Below are 14,670 nucleotides of genomic sequence, written 5' to 3'. Positions count from 1 at the left end.
TGCTGCTAACATGCGACCTCTTTGCGCAAAGCTTCCGCGATTTTGATGAACTCGCGCGCGACGGCACTTTCCCCCGCACGCCCCACGACGGGCATTCCCGTATCGCCGGCCTCGCGGGTCGCGATGTCGATCGGAACCTCGCCGAGCAGCGGGACACCCAAACGGTCGGCCTCGCGCTGCCCGCCGCCACGCCCGAAAATATCGTAGCGCTTGCCGTCGCTCGGGCACACGAAACAGCTCATATTTTCCACGATCCCGAGAACCCTGACATTCGTCTTTTGGAACATTGCCACCGCTTTGCGCGCGTCGATCAGCGCGACTTCCTGCGGCGTGGTGACAACCACCGCGCCGGCGAGCGCGACAGTTTGAACGACCGTGAGCTGGATGTCGCCCGTGCCCGGCGGCAAGTCCAGGATGAGGTAGTCCAGTTCTCCCCAATCCACCTGACGCAGGAACTGCTGCGTGTAGCGCGTCACCATCGGGCCGCGCAGAACCGCCGGCGTATCCGGGTCGGCGAGGAATCCCATCGACATCAACTTCACTCCGTAGCGCTCGACGGGAACGATGCGATTGTCTTCCGTCGCGACCGGCTGCTCGGTGGTGCCGAACATCAAGGCGATGCTCGGCCCGTAAAGGTCGCAGTCGCACAAACCCGTGCGCGCCCCGCCCAGACTCAGGGCGTGGGCCAGATTGGAGGCGACCGTGCTCTTGCCGACCCCGCCTTTGCCGCTGGCCACGGCGACAACATTCTTCACACCCTCGATTTTCGTCGCCCCGGGCGACGCGGCCTCGGGCGGCTTTTTCAAATCGACCTGCACGCGGGGAACGCGCACGCCGGGCACGGCGGAAAGCACTTCCATACATTCGCGGTGGATCTGTTGCGCGATTTTCGGGTCCGTGACGGCAAGCGAGAGCTTCACGAAGACCTCGTCCCCTTTCACCTGGGCGGACTCGACCAGCCCGAACGATACGATATCCCTGCTGAATCCGGGGTATTTGACCACCCGCAGCGCTTCCCTGACGGTCTCCGCGTTGATTGACGACATGCGGCGTTGATAGCCGCCGCGGCGGCGGCGCTCAAAAAGATTTTCGCAGATGGCTGGGAAGTATCCCCAGCGCCTCGCGGTATTTCGTGACCGTGCGACGCGCCACGGACAATCCCTCGGACTTGAGTTTTTCCACGATCTGCTGGTCGCTCATCGGGCGATGCGCGTCCTCACCGCGGACCAGCGCGGCTATCGCATCCTTCACGCTTGCGCTGCTCACTTCGGCACCGTCATCCGAACGGTAACCGGTTGTGAAAAAGAATTTCATGTCGAAGACACCGTGGGGCGTGGCCACGGCCTTGCCGGCGATCGCGCGGCTCACAGTCGTCTCGTGCACCCCCACGGCTTCCGCGACCTGGGCCATGGTCATCGGCGCCAACGCCGAAACACCGTGCTCGAGAAAAGCGCGCTGCCGGGCCGCGATCTCGCGCGCGATGGCGAGTATGGTCTGCTGCCGTTGCTGGATGCTCCTGATGAGGAATTTCCCGCCGCGGATTTTCTCGCGCAGATAGCCGCGCACCTCGGCTTCCGCGTTTTCCTTGCCGAGCAGGTCGCGGCACGCGCGGCTGATCCGTAAACGCGGGATGTTGTCGTGCACCAGCGATACAACAAAGTCGCCGCCCGACTTTTCAATCACGACATCGGGCGACAACGCCTGGGCGACCTCGCCGGCAAAGGCCCGCGCGGGTTTGGGATCAAGCGAGGCGATCAAGGAACCCGCCGCCCGGACCTCGTCCTGCGGCACTCCGAGCAAAGCGGCGATTTCGGGAAATTTCTTCCGCCCGAGCAACTCGAGATGACTCCCGACAATACGGGCAGCCACGCTGTCCGCCTGACCGCGTCTTGCAAGCTGCAGCATGAGACACTCCGGGAGGTTGCGAGCCCCCACCCCGGCCGGATCGAGCGTTTGCAGCAGGGCGAGCACCTCTTGAACCTCCTCGGTCTCCACTCCCGCCTCGTCGGCCACCTCCTCGGGCGTTGCCGCCAAGCGGCCGTCTTCGTCGAGATTTCCGACCAGAAGCGCCGCGATCCGCCGCTGCACGGGATCAAGCGCCAACCTCGCCAACTGCTTCTCGAGATGCTGCGCGAGGGTTTCCTCCGGTGCCACGCCCTCGAGAAAATGACGGCGCCGCAAATCGGACGCCGAATCAAAAGCCTGCGCGCCCTCGGCGGAAAAATCGCCCCAGTCCTCTTCAAGCCTGTTCAGTTCGTCGGTCTCGTCGGTCCCGCCTTCCGGAGTTTCCTCGTCCGGGGACTCCTCGTTCAGCTGTTCTTCCTCCTCAAGAGCGGGATTGCTTTCGAGTTCCCGCCTCACCATTTGTTGAAGATCGAGCGAAGCGGCCTGCAGAATCTCCAGGCTCTGGCGCATCTGCGGTGATAGCACCTGCTGCTGCGCCATGTGCGCGCTTTGCTCGAGACCGGGCATCTCAGCTAAAACGCACGGATGCGGCGTTTACTGCAAGCAATTTTCGAGCCAATTATCAGCGCGAGCCGAACAAATCGTCGCCCAGGGTGGGAAAAATATCCGTTTCGAGTCGGGAGGATGCACCCCGCCGCCAATGCTGCATCGCCGTGTAGGCGATCATCGCGGCGTTGTCCGCGCAAAATTCCGGTGCGGCGAACACAACCTCGACACCCGCGGCACGGGCGCGGGACAAAAGCTCTCCACGAAGTCTTTTGTTCAGACAAACCCCGCCGCTCACGGCGATCAAGTTGCGACGGCACTGGATCGCCGCGCCCACCGCTTTGTGAGCCAGAACGTCCACAACGGCTTCTTGGAAGGAGGCACACAGATCGGCAATGTCGCCCGAAGAAGTTTCCGGCTGCATATAGCGCACCGCGGTCTTCAGGCCGCTGAAGCTGAAGTTGAAGTCTCCGGAGTCTTTCATGCCCCGCGGAAAATTGAAGCGCTCGGCATCGCCGAGACGCGCGCGCGCCTCGATTTCCGGACCGCCCGGATACCCCAAGCCCAGCAACTTGGCCACCTTGTCGAAGGCCTCGCCTGCCGCATCATCCAGCGTGCGGCCGAGCAGGCGGTAGCGACCGGCGGCCTCGATATCGACCAGGAGCGTGTGGCCCCCGCTCACAACCAGACCCACGGAGGGCGGAATCTCCTTTTGTCCGAAAAACGGCGACAGCAGGTGCCCCTCCACGTGATTGACGGCGAGGAAAGGTTTTTCCAGTGCGATGGCCAAGCCTTTGGCGGCCGACAACCCCACGAGCAGGGCGCTGGCCAAACCCGGACCGTTGGTCGCGGCAAAAAAATCAATCTTGTCCAACCGCACGCCGGCTTGCTCCATCGCGCCGGCAACGACCTGCCGGATCGATGCCAAGTGATTGCGCGACGCCACCTCGGGAACCACGCCTCCGTATGCGGCATGGAGCGCGGCCTGGGAAGATATGACACTGGCCCGCAGACGGTCGGGACCCTGCAAGATCGCGGCGGCAGTTTCGTCGCACGAGGTCTCCAAGGCGAGGACCAAGGGATCGTTCAACCCTCGCTGGACGGCCCGCCCGTCCCCTCCCGCGCATGGAGCAGCACTCCGCGCAGCGCATCGGCAGCGCGCTGCAGAGGCACATCATCCACTCCCCCGATCTCTTCTTTTTCGCTTCCCGCCGGCAGATCCTCGCGCCTGCGCTCCGCCAGCAGGCGCGCCTCGTCTTCCCCCGTCATCGGGGCGCGGACGTGCGGCGAGACTCCCTTTTCGTGGATCGGTTGCTTGCCGGGCGTGAAATATTTTGCGGTGGTCAGCCGCACCGCCGAACCGTCTGGCAGGGACACCACGCTCTGCACCGAACCTTTGCCGAAAGTCGTCTCGCCTACGAGCAAAGCCCTTCCGGAATCCTTGAGTGCGCCGGCCACGATCTCGGCGCCGCTCGCGCTCGAGCCGTTGACCAGCACGGCAAGCGGATAATTCCGCGGTTTGCGGCCTTTGCCGGGCGCAAGGTAGCGCCGCCCGGCCGACGGCGAGCGACCTTCCGTGTAAGCCACGAGCGCACCGCCGGGCAAAAATTCTCCCGCAACCTCGACGGCGCTGCCGAGCAAGCCGCCCGGATTGAACCGCAGATCGAGGATCAGCGCCTCCATCCCCTGCTTCTCAAGCTGGGACAACGCCTTGGCGAACTCTTTGACCGTCGGCTCGCTGAACTGCGAGATCCGGACGTAGCCGATCTTCGGCCCGGCCACATCGTCCAAGATCTTGGCGCCGCGCACGCTGGGAACCTTGATGACTTCGCGCTCGATGTTGAAGTTGATCGGCTTCGGCGCATCGGAGCGCCCGATGGCGAGTTTCACCGCGGTGCCCGGTTCGCCGCGAAGTTTGTCCACCGCATCGCGCAAGGTCATTTTTTCGGTTGAGCGACCGTCGATTTCGAGCAGCACATCGCCGGGCAAAAGCCCCGCGCGGAAACCCGGCGTTCCCTCCATCGGCGACACGATCGTGAGCCGTTCGTTTTTCATGCCCACCACGACACCGAGCCCCCCGAACTCGCTCTTTGTGTCCTCCTGCATACCCTTGAAGTCCTTCGGGTCCATGAAGTCGCTGTGCGGATCCAACTCCTCGAGCATTCCGCGCATCGCGCTGTAGATAAGCTCCTCGTAGCCGGTCTTGTCCTCGTCCACGTAATCCTGACGGATCAGCTCTACCGCCCGCGCCAGGGTCTTCATTTCCCTGTAGGGCGAAACGTCCTCGTCCTCCTGCGCGAAAAGACAGGGCGCGACTGTCAGCAGACACACGGAAAGAATGAAAAGTGCGCGCACGCACCAGTCCCTACCACGCCGGAAGCGCAGCGGCAAATCCGCGGATGCCGCTTGGCCGCGTTGCCCCGCGATGGAATGATGCCGCGAATGCGCACGGGCATCGCACTCGGATCAAATCTCGGCGACCGTCTGGCCAACCTCGGGGACGGCCGCGATCTGCTGTTGAAGCTGCATGAGGGAACTTTGCCGGCTGCCGTCTCCGCTGTTTACGAAACTTCGCCGGTCGGCTGTCCGCCCGGATCGCCCGCATTTCTCAACGCGGTGATGGAGATCGAAACCACGCTGCGACCCGCGGAGCTTCTCGAAAAACTTGCCGGATGCGAGCAGCGACTAGGGCGAGCCGGGGGCAGCGCAAAAAACAGCCCGCGCCCTCTTGATCTCGACATCCTTTACGCGGGCGACACGCGGATGGCTGGTGAAGCGATAACCCTTCCCCACCCCCGCCTGCACCTTCGACGGTTCGTCCTGCAACCCTTGGCCGACATCAGACCGGAACTCGTCCTGCCCGGGCAGACGATGACGATCGCCGAACTCCTCGCGGAGCTTCCCGACAAGTCCGGCGTCCGGCTCTTTGCCTCCGACTGGTAGCGCGAGCAAGCTTGCCGTCCGCACCGCGGGAAACGAAATTGCATTCCGCAAGATGATGAACGACCTCGACATCCATTTCCGGAATCTCAAGCGAAGCGGACGCAAAGTCGCGGCACTGACCGCGTATGATTATCCAACCGCGCGTCTGCTGGACGACGCGGGCGTCGATCTGATTCTTGTCGGCGATTCCCTAGGCATGGTTGTGCTCGGGTATCCGGACACCACTTCAGTCAGCCTCGACGACATGATCCGACACACCGGCGCGGTAGCTCGCGGAGCGAAAAAATCCATCATCGTCGCCGATCTGCCGATCGACACTTACCGCACCCCGGACGAAGCGCATGACAGTGCCCGCCGGCTCGTCGCAGCCGGCGCGCAGGCCGTGAAGCTCGAAGGCGGTGCGGCCGTCGCGTCACAGATCGGCTCGCTTGTCGCCGCGGGCATTCCCGTGCTGGCCCACATCGGCATGCTCCCGCAACACATCCGCGAAGAGGGCGGATACAAAGTGAAGGGGCGCACCACCGAAGAGGCCGAGGCCATCCGGCGCGACGCTGCGGCCGTGCAGGAAGCCGGCGCGTTCGCTGTGGTCATGGAGATCGTCATCCCCGGCCTCGCCGCCGAAATCACACCGACGCTGCAAATCCCCACCATAGGCATCGGCAGCGGCGAAGGTTGCGACGGACAGATTCTCGTCCTGCACGACCTCGTCGGCTTGTTTCCGTGGTTCAAACCGAAGTTCGCCAAGCAGCGCGCCGATATCGCGTCAGCCATCACCGGCGCGGTGCGCGAATATGTCACCGATGTTCACGGCGGCACGGGAATGACCCCGCCCTGACCGCGGTCAGATCCTCAAAGTTTTGAGCGTGCCGAGCGCGGCTTTCGCGTTGTTGACGCGCAGGATGAGCAATCCGCGCACGTCTCCCGGATGGCTCGCGAGGTAGGCGTATTCGATGTTGATCTTCTTCTTGGCGAGGGCTTTGGCGATTTTCACCAAGGCACCGGGACTGTTGCGGTTTTCCACCATCAGCACGTCGCTTTCGACGACGAGGGTTCCGCGCTCTTCGAAGACATCCAATGCGCGTTTCGGATCGCTGAGCACGAGACGAACCACGTTGTGGTCCGTGGTGTCGGAAGTGGCCAACCCCCAGATATTGATCCCTTCCTTTGCCAGCGCGTCGCATACGGCGGCGAGGGTGCCCGGTTTGTTTTCGATGAAGACGGCGAGTTGAGTGACGATTTTGACCATAAAACTTTGAGAAAATTCCCGCGTCATGAGGACACGGCGCAGAAGGCAAAGTAAAGCTGCCCCGATTTTTTCTCAACATTGTTCCTCCCGCTGGCGTCCGGCGTGCGGCGCGCGTAAGTTGGAAAGTTATGGCCAATTCGTTCCGTCTCGCCTCACCCCATGCGCCCTGCGGGGACCAAGGTCCGGCCATCGAAAAGCTGACGCGCGCTCTCGAGGCTGGCAACCGGCACCAGACACTGCTCGGCGTGACCGGTTCGGGCAAAACCTTCACCGCGGCCAACATCATCCGCAATCTCGACCGGCCCACGCTCGTCATCTCGCACAACAAGACGCTGGCCGCGCAGCTTTACTCCGAATTCAAGCAATTCTTCCCCGACAATGCCGTCGAGTATTTCGTCAGCTACTTCGACTACTACCAGCCCGAGGCCTACATCCCCCGCACCGACACATACATCGAGAAAGATTCGTCGATCAACGAGGAGATCGAGCGCCTGCGACTCTCGGCGACAAGTTCACTGCTCTCGCGCCGCGATGTCCTCGTCGTGGCCAGCGTGTCCTGCATCTACGGATTGGGCTCTCCCGAGGATTACAAGAACATGCTGCTTCCGCTGAAGACCGGCGAGACCATGTCGCGGGAGAAATTTCTCGGACGTCTCGTCGATCTGCTCTACGAGCGCAACGACATCGCCTTCGGCCGCGGCAAATTCCGGGTGCGCGGTGATGTTGTCGAAGTCCACCCCGCCAACATGGACGACGAAGCCGTCCGCGTGGAATTCTTCGGTGATGAGATCGACCGCATCAGCATCATCGATCCGCTGACCGGACACGCTTCGGATTCCGTGCCCGGCCTGACTATTTTCCCCGCCAAACAGTTCGTGACCCCGCAGGACAAACTCCGCCGCGCACTCGGCACCATACGCACCGAACTCGACGGACGGCTCGCCGAACTCGAATCGCAGGGCAAGCTCCTCGAATCCCAGCGGCTCAAAATGCGCACCGAATTCGACCTCGAAATGATGGAAGAAATGGGATTCTGCAACGGCATAGAAAATTATTCGCGCCACCTCAGCGGACGCCCGCCCAGATCGCGTCCGTTCACCCTGCTCGACTTCTTTCCCGAGGACTATCTCTGCGTCATCGATGAATCCCATGCCTCGATTCCGCAGATCGGCGGCATGTATGCCGGCGACCGATCACGCAAACAAGTGCTCGTGGACTACGGGTTCCGTCTTCCCAGCGCCCTCGACAACCGCCCGCTCAATTTCCCCGAGTTCATGGAAATGACCAACCAGCTTCTTTACATGAGCGCCACGCCGGGGGACTTCGAACTTCGCAACAGCCATGTGGGCAACACGACTTTTCTTCCCTCGAGCCGCAGCGACAACCGCCTGACCATCGAGGAAAGCGCCGACCTGCTACAGCGCGCGCGGGACAATTTCGACACCGCCACGTCCGGCGCGCCGCTTGTCGCAGAGCAGATCATCCGTCCCACCGGACTGCTCGACCCGAAGATCACCATGCGTCCGTTGAAGGAGCAGATTGACGAGACGATCGAACTCTGCCGCCAGCGCATCGAGAAAAAGCAGCGCGTCCTCGTCACGACGCTCACCAAACGCACGGCCGAGGACCTCGCCGACTACCTGCGCGACATCGGGCTCAAGGTCCGCTACCTGCACAGCGAGATCGACACCATCGAGCGCGTGGAAATCCTCCGCGCCCTCCGCGCCGGCGAGTTCGACATCCTCGTCGGCATCAACCTCCTGCGTGAAGGCCTCGACCTTCCCGAGGTCGGACTCGTCTGCATCCTCGACGCCGACAAGGAGGGCTACCTGCGCAGCCAAACCTCGCTCATCCAGACGGCCGGACGCGCCGCGCGGCACGTCGATGGCGAGGTCGTCCTTTTTGCCGACAACATGACCGGCAGCATCCGCGCCCTCATCGAGATCAGCGATTACCGCCGGCGCCGTCAGATGGCATATAACGAGGAGCACGGCATCACCCCCCGCAGTGTGCAGCGGGCCGTGCAGGAAAGCCTCCACGTCATCCTCAAGGGCAAATCCGAAGAAACCGCGCGCGTGGCCGAGGACGGCGCCGGACTTTCCCTCTCCGAGTTGCTGGCCGAGCTGACCCAGGAAATGGAAGAAGCCTCCTCCGCCCTCGAATTCGAGCGCGCCGCCCTCCTCCGCGACCAGATCACCGAACTCAAAGCCGGCACAGGCTTGGAAAAAATCTCCCCGACCCGCCGCCTTGTGACCTACGGCGCGAAGAAGCGCCGGCGCTAGGACCTGTCCCAAAACCTCAAGGGTGGCGCTGCGGATAATTTTCGTTTGTGGCAAGGAGCAAGCGAAGCGGTTGCATCCTCTGCAATACAGTCCCGGGCGCAGCGACGCAGCCACGGAAGAAAACAATGGCCGCTTGGCATGCACGTTCGATATTGAGCGTGAGGGCATCGACGTGGGTGAAATCATCGTAATCCGGACAGGCCCGCGCCTCCTCGCCCAGACGTCGGATGCACCGCTCGATGATCGCCGCCTTGTTGAGAAGGATATCGTCAGGCGGCGTAGGCATGAATCACCTCCCGACGATTTTCCTGCAAATCCGCATACATAGACAACACGAGTGCGCCAAAGCGGACGCGGGCGGTTCGATCACGCTCGAAAAGCAATTTTCCATGCGCCACCGCCTCCTTCGCATAGACGAGATTTCCCGTGTGAAGGATGCCCAAGTCCACCGGTCGACCGAGGAGGAGTTCGAGGTCCGCCGCAAGATCCACACGCTCCAAGCCGCTGATGGCTGCGCCTCGCACCGGCAGCAACGCGATATCCACATCGCTGTCCGCACGCAGACGCCCGTTCGCGGCCGAACCCAGAAGGTAGGCGGCGGCAACCGCTCTTTCCTGTCCGAGCCGGTCGGCCACCCCCTGCAAGACAGAATCGGCGAGCACGTTGTGAGGCTCCTTCATGGCAAAACGCTACTCGGAACGACGCCAACCGGCAACGCGCAAGCCCGGGGATGCGGCAATCCGTGCTGCGTTTTCCTTTCTGGCGCTACACAGAGTGCCGCAGCTACGATAATTGAGTAGCGCCGACGTCCTCAGCGGCGGATCGAACAACAACCGGCGGCGAGGTCGCCGCTACTTGACAAGAATGGCAACCAAACCCAAAAAAACCGCCAAAACTGCAAATGTCCAGCTCGTCGCCGGCAATGACGAAATGGCGGTCAAAGCACGGGCCAAGGAATTGGCAGCGGAGTTGGCGCCCGCTGAAGGCGGTGAGTTCGCCGTCGAGACGCTCGATGCGCATGCCGACAATGCCGAGCACGCCGCCTCGATCATCCGCGAGGCCATCCTCTCGCTCAGCATGCCGGGATTCCTCGCCTCGGAGAAACTCGTCTGGCTGAAGAGCGCCAATTTTCTTTCCGACACGCAACTTGGCGGAAGCAAAACCGTCCTCGAAGCGCTTGAGGCATTGCAAAAAATCCTCGAAGGCGGATTACCGGAAGGAACGCGTTTGCTCTTCAGCGCGATCAGTCCGGACAAGCGCCGCACGTTCTACAAATCGCTGACCAAACTTGCGGCGGCTGAAGTCCTCGACAAACCGAGCGGCGGGCCGCGCTTCGACGAAGACGATGCGGCGCGTCAGGCGGCCGTGTCCGCCGCGCGCGAGCGAAAACTGAAGTTCGCGCCCGACGCCTTGGAGCGTTTCGCTGCCTATGTCGGCTCCGACACGCGCCAAGTCCTCAACGAACTCGACAAGATCGACACCTACCTCGGCGACGAACGCCGCGACATCAGCGAGGAAGACATCACCCTCCTCGTCCCCCAAACCCGCCGCGGCATCATCTTCGAGCTGGGCAACTGCATCGCCCGCCGCAATCTGCAGTCGGCCAGCAACTGCCTGCAAAAACTTCTCGCCCAAGGCGAGGACTCTGTCGGACTCCTCTACGCCGCCATCATGCCGACCATCCAGCGCATGACCGCCGCTGCCATCCTCATCGAGGAATATGGACTGCGTGTGCCCCCGAGCTACCCTGCTTTCCAGTCAGCTCTCGAACAACTCCCGGAGGATGCCAAAGAAATCCTCCCGCGCAAAAAAGACGGCACCCTCAACGCCTACGGGTTCTACATGTCCGCGCAGGAAGCCAAACGCTTCAAAGTCCGCGAACTGGCCGACGCCACTATCGCCTGCGCCGAAGCCGCCACATCCATCATGTCCACCGGCTCCGACCCGGCGCTTATTCTGCAGCAGTTGCTCGTGCGCATCCTTACACCGCGATAACATGGGGGAGTTGGTTGTGGGAGTCATTCTTGACGCCCGAGTATCAACTCTGATCAGCTTGCACCGAGATGGCCGTTCCCAAATACGACGACCTTTTTAATCCACTTCTTGCTGCTCTACATGAGCTGGGAAGTTCAGCGTCAATTTCCGAGCTGGAACAGCAAGTCGCTAAAATTCTCAAGCTTTCTGAAGCAGACTTGGAGGAACCTCACGACGGCAACCGAACGAAGTTTTCCTACAATCTGGCGTGGGCCAGAACTTACCTGAAAAGATTCGGGTTAATCGAAAACTCCTCGCGAGGTGTTTGGGCGCTGACAAGCAAAGGTCAGAAGACCTCGACCGTTAAGAAAGAGGCCGTGAAAAAATTGGTGCAGGACGAGGATCGAAAGAAGAAGGCGGAGAGAGAATCTCAAGAAACTGAAAGCCCTGACGAAACAGGATGGGAGGAGGAAGTCCTCAACTCGCTCAAGAAGATGTCTCCCGAAGCATTCGAAAGACTCTGCCAACGCGTGCTTCGCGAGTCAGGATTTATCCAGGTCGAAGTGACGGGGAGGTCCGGAGACGGAGGCATCGATGGACGCGGAGTAGTAAAACTCGGAGCAATTCTTTCGTTCCATGTTCACTTTCAATGCAAACGCTACAAAGACACCGTCCCAGCGCCCGTAATACGTGACTTTCGGGGCGCAATGGTTGGGCGAGCAGACAAAGGCATAATTCTAACAACTGGAACATTCACCAGAGAGGCAAAGGCTGAAGCTCTTCGTGACGGAGCACCTCCGCTTGACTTGATCGACGGCGATGAGTTCGTGCAAATGCTGAAAGACTACCGCTTGGGGATTTCGGTCGAGCAGAAAACAGTAGAAGAAATCTCCGTCAATGAGTCCTGGTTTGATAACTACTGAGCTCAACCCCTGGCTTTTTGGGCATTGAACGCCAAAGGAAAAACCCAAACTCCACTCCAGCGGCAACCCTCAGATTGCCAAAGGTGACTGGCTCCTCGGTATCCACTGCCTGACCAAACGCGTCAAAGTCACCTTCTTCCGCGGCATCGACTTGAAACCGCACCGCCCTGCAACTCGGCGTGGAGCAATTCCTGACTTTCGATGCAGGTCGGCGCGCTATTGCGCAGGCCGGAGGAATGAAAACACCTTGCTGAGCCCGGGGGACTGCTTCGCCTTCTTCTCGCGGGCCTCCTTGGCCGCCTGCGCCAAGCGCTTCTCGGCAGCACGCTTTTCGGATGCAGTGAGCTTGACGTTGGGTTTCGCGACAACGTCGATCCTCTTCAAAATCTCGGCCTTCACCGGAACGACACCGGCGGTGGTCATTTCGATCTTCTGCGCAGCGACGAGACTGAGATCGAGGATGCGGCCCTTGACGTAGGGTCCGCGGTTGTTGATGCGCACGATGACCGACTTGCCGTTCTTCAGATTGGTCACGCGCACCATGGTGTTGAACGGAAGCGTCTTGTGCGCCGCCGTCACATCGGTCGCCCGGTAAGTTTCACCGTTGGCTGTCAACCGTCCGATCCAGCGTCCGTAATAATACGACGCCTTGCCGTGGAGCACGGAAACCGGTGTCGCGTCATAGACAATCTCGGGCTTCGAAGGTTCGACGATGAGTCCTTTTTTTGCCGCGCAACCGGAGGCCAGCAACAGCGCACAAACGGCAACAGCCGGCGTGAATGGACGAAGAAATCGCATGGTGGAACTCATCGGGCAGCGCGGGAAGGGCAGCTGATTGACTCATGCTTTGCGGGCCCAATCCACACCAAATTGCGAGCGGTGGCGGCTGTTGTCCGCGCCGCTTATTCGTGCCGCAAGGCCTCGATCGGATTCAGAAGTGATGCTTTGCGCGCCGGCCAGATTCCGAAGACGAGTCCGACAGCGACGGAAAACCCGACGGCAAGAACAACCGAGCCCGCGGTGACGGACAGCGACCAACCGGTCAACCACGAGCCGCTGTAAGTCAGCAGCACGCCGAGCCCCAGTCCGATGGCGCCGCCGCCGAGACAGAGCGTGACGGCTTCCACGAGAAACTGCGCCAGGATATCGCCGTTGTTCGCTCCCAAGGCCTTCCGCAATCCGATCTCCCGCGTGCGCTCGGTCACCGAGACCAGCATGATGTTCATCACCCCGATGCCGCCGACGACGAGCGAAATCGCCGCAACCGTGGCAAGAAGGATCGAGACACTGCGGATGATCGACGTGAAGGCTTCCTGCATCGAGGCGTAGTTGGCGATGCGGAAACCTTCGCCGATGACACCCGGCGCTTTGGGCCAGGAGGAAAAAAGATCCCAAATCTGCGCTTGCGCCTGATCGACCATGTCGGAATCGCGCACCGCCACGTCGATCGAATCGACGTAGCGCTTTCCCATGACGCGATACATCGCGGTCTGCAGAGGAATCACCACGACATCATCGGCATCCCAAGGTCCTTGGTCGCCCCGGGGCTTGAGAACTCCGATGACGCGGAACGGAACTTTGTTGAGTTTGATCGTTTCACCGACCGGATTCGCGTTTCCGAAAACTTTTTCCGCCACGGTGCGACCGACCAGGGCGACACGGTCGCGCCGGCGATTTTCTTCGGCGGTAAAAAACCGACCGGCGACAGCCGGCGCATTGTAGATATCCGCATAGCCGGGCATTGTGCCGATGATTTCGGTGTTCGCATTCGCGTTGCGCCACACCACTTGGCCGCGACCACGCACGCTGGCAGCAGCAGCCTTGACCAGGGGAACTTTCGCCAGAATTTCCTCCGCTTGCTCCTGGGTGATGCGGCTGACTCCTCCGATCTGCTGGACCACGCCGCCGACGGTCTGCGCTTCGGGGCGGATGGAAAGCCGGTTCGAACCGATACCCGACAACTGGTCGGCGATGGATGCCTGGGCACCTTTGCCGAGGGACAACATTCCGATGACCGCACCGACACCGATGATGATTCCTATGGCCGACAGGAATGTGCGCATTTTATTCAGCAGCAGCGCACGCACAGCCTGATGGAAATGCGAGCGAATGCGCCGCAGGCGACCGACATGCCGCGGGCGCGCGGTGGGTCTCGCGGGCAACTCGGGCAAGGCAACGGCCACGGCTTTGCTCACATCGCGTTCCACGCGTCCGTCCGCGATGCGGATCTCGCGCCTGGCCAGGGCGGCGATTTCCGGTTCGTGCGTCACCAGCACCACCGTGATGCCCTCCGAGTTGAGTTCGCGGAAAAGCGCCATGATTTCACCGCCGCTTGACGAGTCGAGATTGCCCGTGGGCTCGTCGGCAAGAAGAAGACGCGGGTTGCGCACCAGGGAACGCGCAATCGCGACGCGCTGCTGTTGTCCGCCCGAAAGTTCCCCCGGCCGGTGCCGGGCCCGGTCGGCCAAGCCAACCTTCCGCAGCAACTCCATGCCACGCTCCTCTTCGCGCTCCGGGCTGTAAACGAGAGGGAGATTCACATTGTCCACCGCATTGGTCCGTCGGAGCAGGTGGAATTGCTGAAAAACAAAACCGATTTCACCGGAACGCAAGGCGGCCAATTCCGCGTCGTCCAATCGCGAGACATCGCGTCCGGAGAAAAGGAAACGGCCGCTGGTCGGCCTGTCCAGCAATCCGAGGATATGCAAAAGCGTCGATTTGCCGGATCCGGATTGTCCCGTGATGGCCACAAACTCGCCCGGCGCGATGCTCAACGAGACGTCGCGGAGGGCCGCGACTTCGAGCCGGCCCATGCGGTAAATTTTATCGATGTGCTCGAGCTCGATCATGG

At 61.4% G+C, this 14,670-nt stretch carries 14 protein-coding genes and 1 pseudogene; 6 read left to right on the top strand and 9 right to left on the bottom strand.

The features are described from left to right. Window positions 1–5: 5 nt before the first annotated feature. Genes FGM15_08545 through FGM15_08530 form a run of 4 tightly spaced genes read right to left on the bottom strand, consistent with a single transcriptional unit; the run spans window position 6 to window position 4,782 of the window. On the bottom strand, window positions 6–1,046 hold the full coding sequence (locus FGM15_08545; protein MBU3665904.1) for an Mrp/NBP35 family ATP-binding protein: 1,041 nt from the start codon (window positions 1,044–1,046) through the stop codon (window positions 6–8). A 31-nt stretch (window positions 1,047–1,077) separates the two neighbouring features. Further along, window positions 1,078–2,472 carry an RNA polymerase factor sigma-54 gene (rpoN, locus tag FGM15_08540; protein ID MBU3665903.1) on the bottom strand — a complete coding sequence of 465 codons (1,395 nt, stop codon included), beginning with the start codon at window positions 2,470–2,472 and terminating at the stop codon, window positions 1,078–1,080. A gap of 55 nt (window positions 2,473–2,527) precedes the next feature. Continuing rightward, window positions 2,528–3,541 (bottom strand): tRNA (adenosine(37)-N6)-threonylcarbamoyltransferase complex transferase subunit TsaD, encoded by a 1,014-nt coding sequence (gene tsaD, locus FGM15_08535; GenBank protein ID MBU3665902.1) that lies wholly within the window; start codon window positions 3,539–3,541, stop codon window positions 2,528–2,530. Continuing rightward, window positions 3,538–4,782 (bottom strand): S41 family peptidase, encoded by a 1,245-nt coding sequence (locus tag FGM15_08530; GenBank protein ID MBU3665901.1) that lies wholly within the window; start codon window positions 4,780–4,782, stop codon window positions 3,538–3,540. Before FGM15_08530 ends, tsaD begins: the two co-directional genes overlap by 4 nt. A 111-nt stretch (window positions 4,783–4,893) precedes the next feature. On the opposite strand from FGM15_08530, the gene folK reads away from it, so the two are divergent. Both folK and panB read left to right on the top strand, forming a co-directional pair. Beyond that, a complete protein-coding gene (folK, locus tag FGM15_08525; GenBank protein ID MBU3665900.1) occupies window positions 4,894–5,394 on the top strand; it encodes a 2-amino-4-hydroxy-6-hydroxymethyldihydropteridine diphosphokinase in 501 nt (166 codons plus the stop codon). A gap of 55 nt (window positions 5,395–5,449) precedes the next feature. Beyond that, window positions 5,450–6,229: a 3-methyl-2-oxobutanoate hydroxymethyltransferase gene (panB, locus tag FGM15_08520; protein ID MBU3665899.1), complete on the top strand. Its 780-nt coding sequence runs from the start codon at window positions 5,450–5,452 to the stop codon at window positions 6,227–6,229. Window positions 6,230–6,235: 6 nt separating this feature from the next. Here panB and FGM15_08515 read toward each other — a convergent pair whose 3' ends face one another. Further along, window positions 6,236–6,640 (bottom strand): ACT domain-containing protein, encoded by a 405-nt coding sequence (locus tag FGM15_08515; GenBank protein ID MBU3665898.1) that lies wholly within the window; start codon window positions 6,638–6,640, stop codon window positions 6,236–6,238. A 128-nt stretch (window positions 6,641–6,768) separates the two neighbouring features. On the opposite strand from FGM15_08515, the gene uvrB reads away from it, so the two are divergent. Beyond that, the gene (uvrB, locus tag FGM15_08510; protein MBU3665897.1) at window positions 6,769–8,922 is read left to right on the top strand and encodes an excinuclease ABC subunit UvrB; all 2,154 of its coding nucleotides are present in this window, start codon (window positions 6,769–6,771) and stop codon (window positions 8,920–8,922) included. A 16-nt stretch (window positions 8,923–8,938) separates the two neighbouring features. On the opposite strand, the gene FGM15_08505 is transcribed toward uvrB, so the two are convergent. Beyond that, window positions 8,939–9,208: a hypothetical protein gene (locus FGM15_08505; protein MBU3665896.1), complete on the bottom strand. Its 270-nt coding sequence runs from the start codon at window positions 9,206–9,208 to the stop codon at window positions 8,939–8,941. Beyond that, a complete protein-coding gene (locus FGM15_08500; protein ID MBU3665895.1) occupies window positions 9,192–9,602 on the bottom strand; it encodes a nucleotidyltransferase domain-containing protein in 411 nt (136 codons plus the stop codon). The genes FGM15_08505 and FGM15_08500 overlap by 17 nt, the downstream gene beginning before the upstream one ends. Before the next feature lie 184 nt (window positions 9,603–9,786). On the opposite strand from FGM15_08500, the gene holA reads away from it, so the two are divergent. The 3 genes and pseudogenes from holA (at window position 9,787) to FGM15_08485 (ending at window position 11,964) form a co-directional block, all read left to right on the top strand. Beyond that, window positions 9,787–10,917: a DNA polymerase III subunit delta gene (gene holA / locus FGM15_08495; protein ID MBU3665894.1), complete on the top strand. Its 1,131-nt coding sequence runs from the start codon at window positions 9,787–9,789 to the stop codon at window positions 10,915–10,917. 68 nt (window positions 10,918–10,985) lie between these two features. Beyond that, window positions 10,986–11,819, top strand: coding sequence for a restriction endonuclease (locus tag FGM15_08490; protein ID MBU3665893.1), 834 nt, complete (start codon window positions 10,986–10,988; stop codon window positions 11,817–11,819). 73 nt (window positions 11,820–11,892) lie between these two features. After that, window positions 11,893–11,964: pseudogene (locus FGM15_08485) on the top strand (DUF1801 domain-containing protein). A 71-nt stretch (window positions 11,965–12,035) separates the two neighbouring features. Here the strand turns inward: FGM15_08485 and FGM15_08480 are convergent. Both FGM15_08480 and FGM15_08475 read right to left on the bottom strand, forming a co-directional pair. Continuing rightward, complete coding sequence (locus FGM15_08480; protein MBU3665892.1) at window positions 12,036–12,617, bottom strand: septal ring lytic transglycosylase RlpA family protein; 582 nt, start codon at window positions 12,615–12,617, stop codon at window positions 12,036–12,038. Between the two features lie 104 nt (window positions 12,618–12,721). Then, on the bottom strand, window positions 12,722–14,668 hold the full coding sequence (locus tag FGM15_08475; GenBank protein ID MBU3665891.1) for an ATP-binding cassette domain-containing protein: 1,947 nt from the start codon (window positions 14,666–14,668) through the stop codon (window positions 12,722–12,724). Between the last annotated feature and the right edge of the window lie 2 nt (window positions 14,669–14,670).

This window comes from Chthoniobacterales bacterium, assembly GCA_018883245.1.
Taxonomy (GTDB): domain Bacteria; phylum Verrucomicrobiota; class Verrucomicrobiia; order Chthoniobacterales; family JACTMZ01; genus JACTMZ01.
This window is presented reverse-complemented; position numbering and strand designations above follow the sequence as displayed.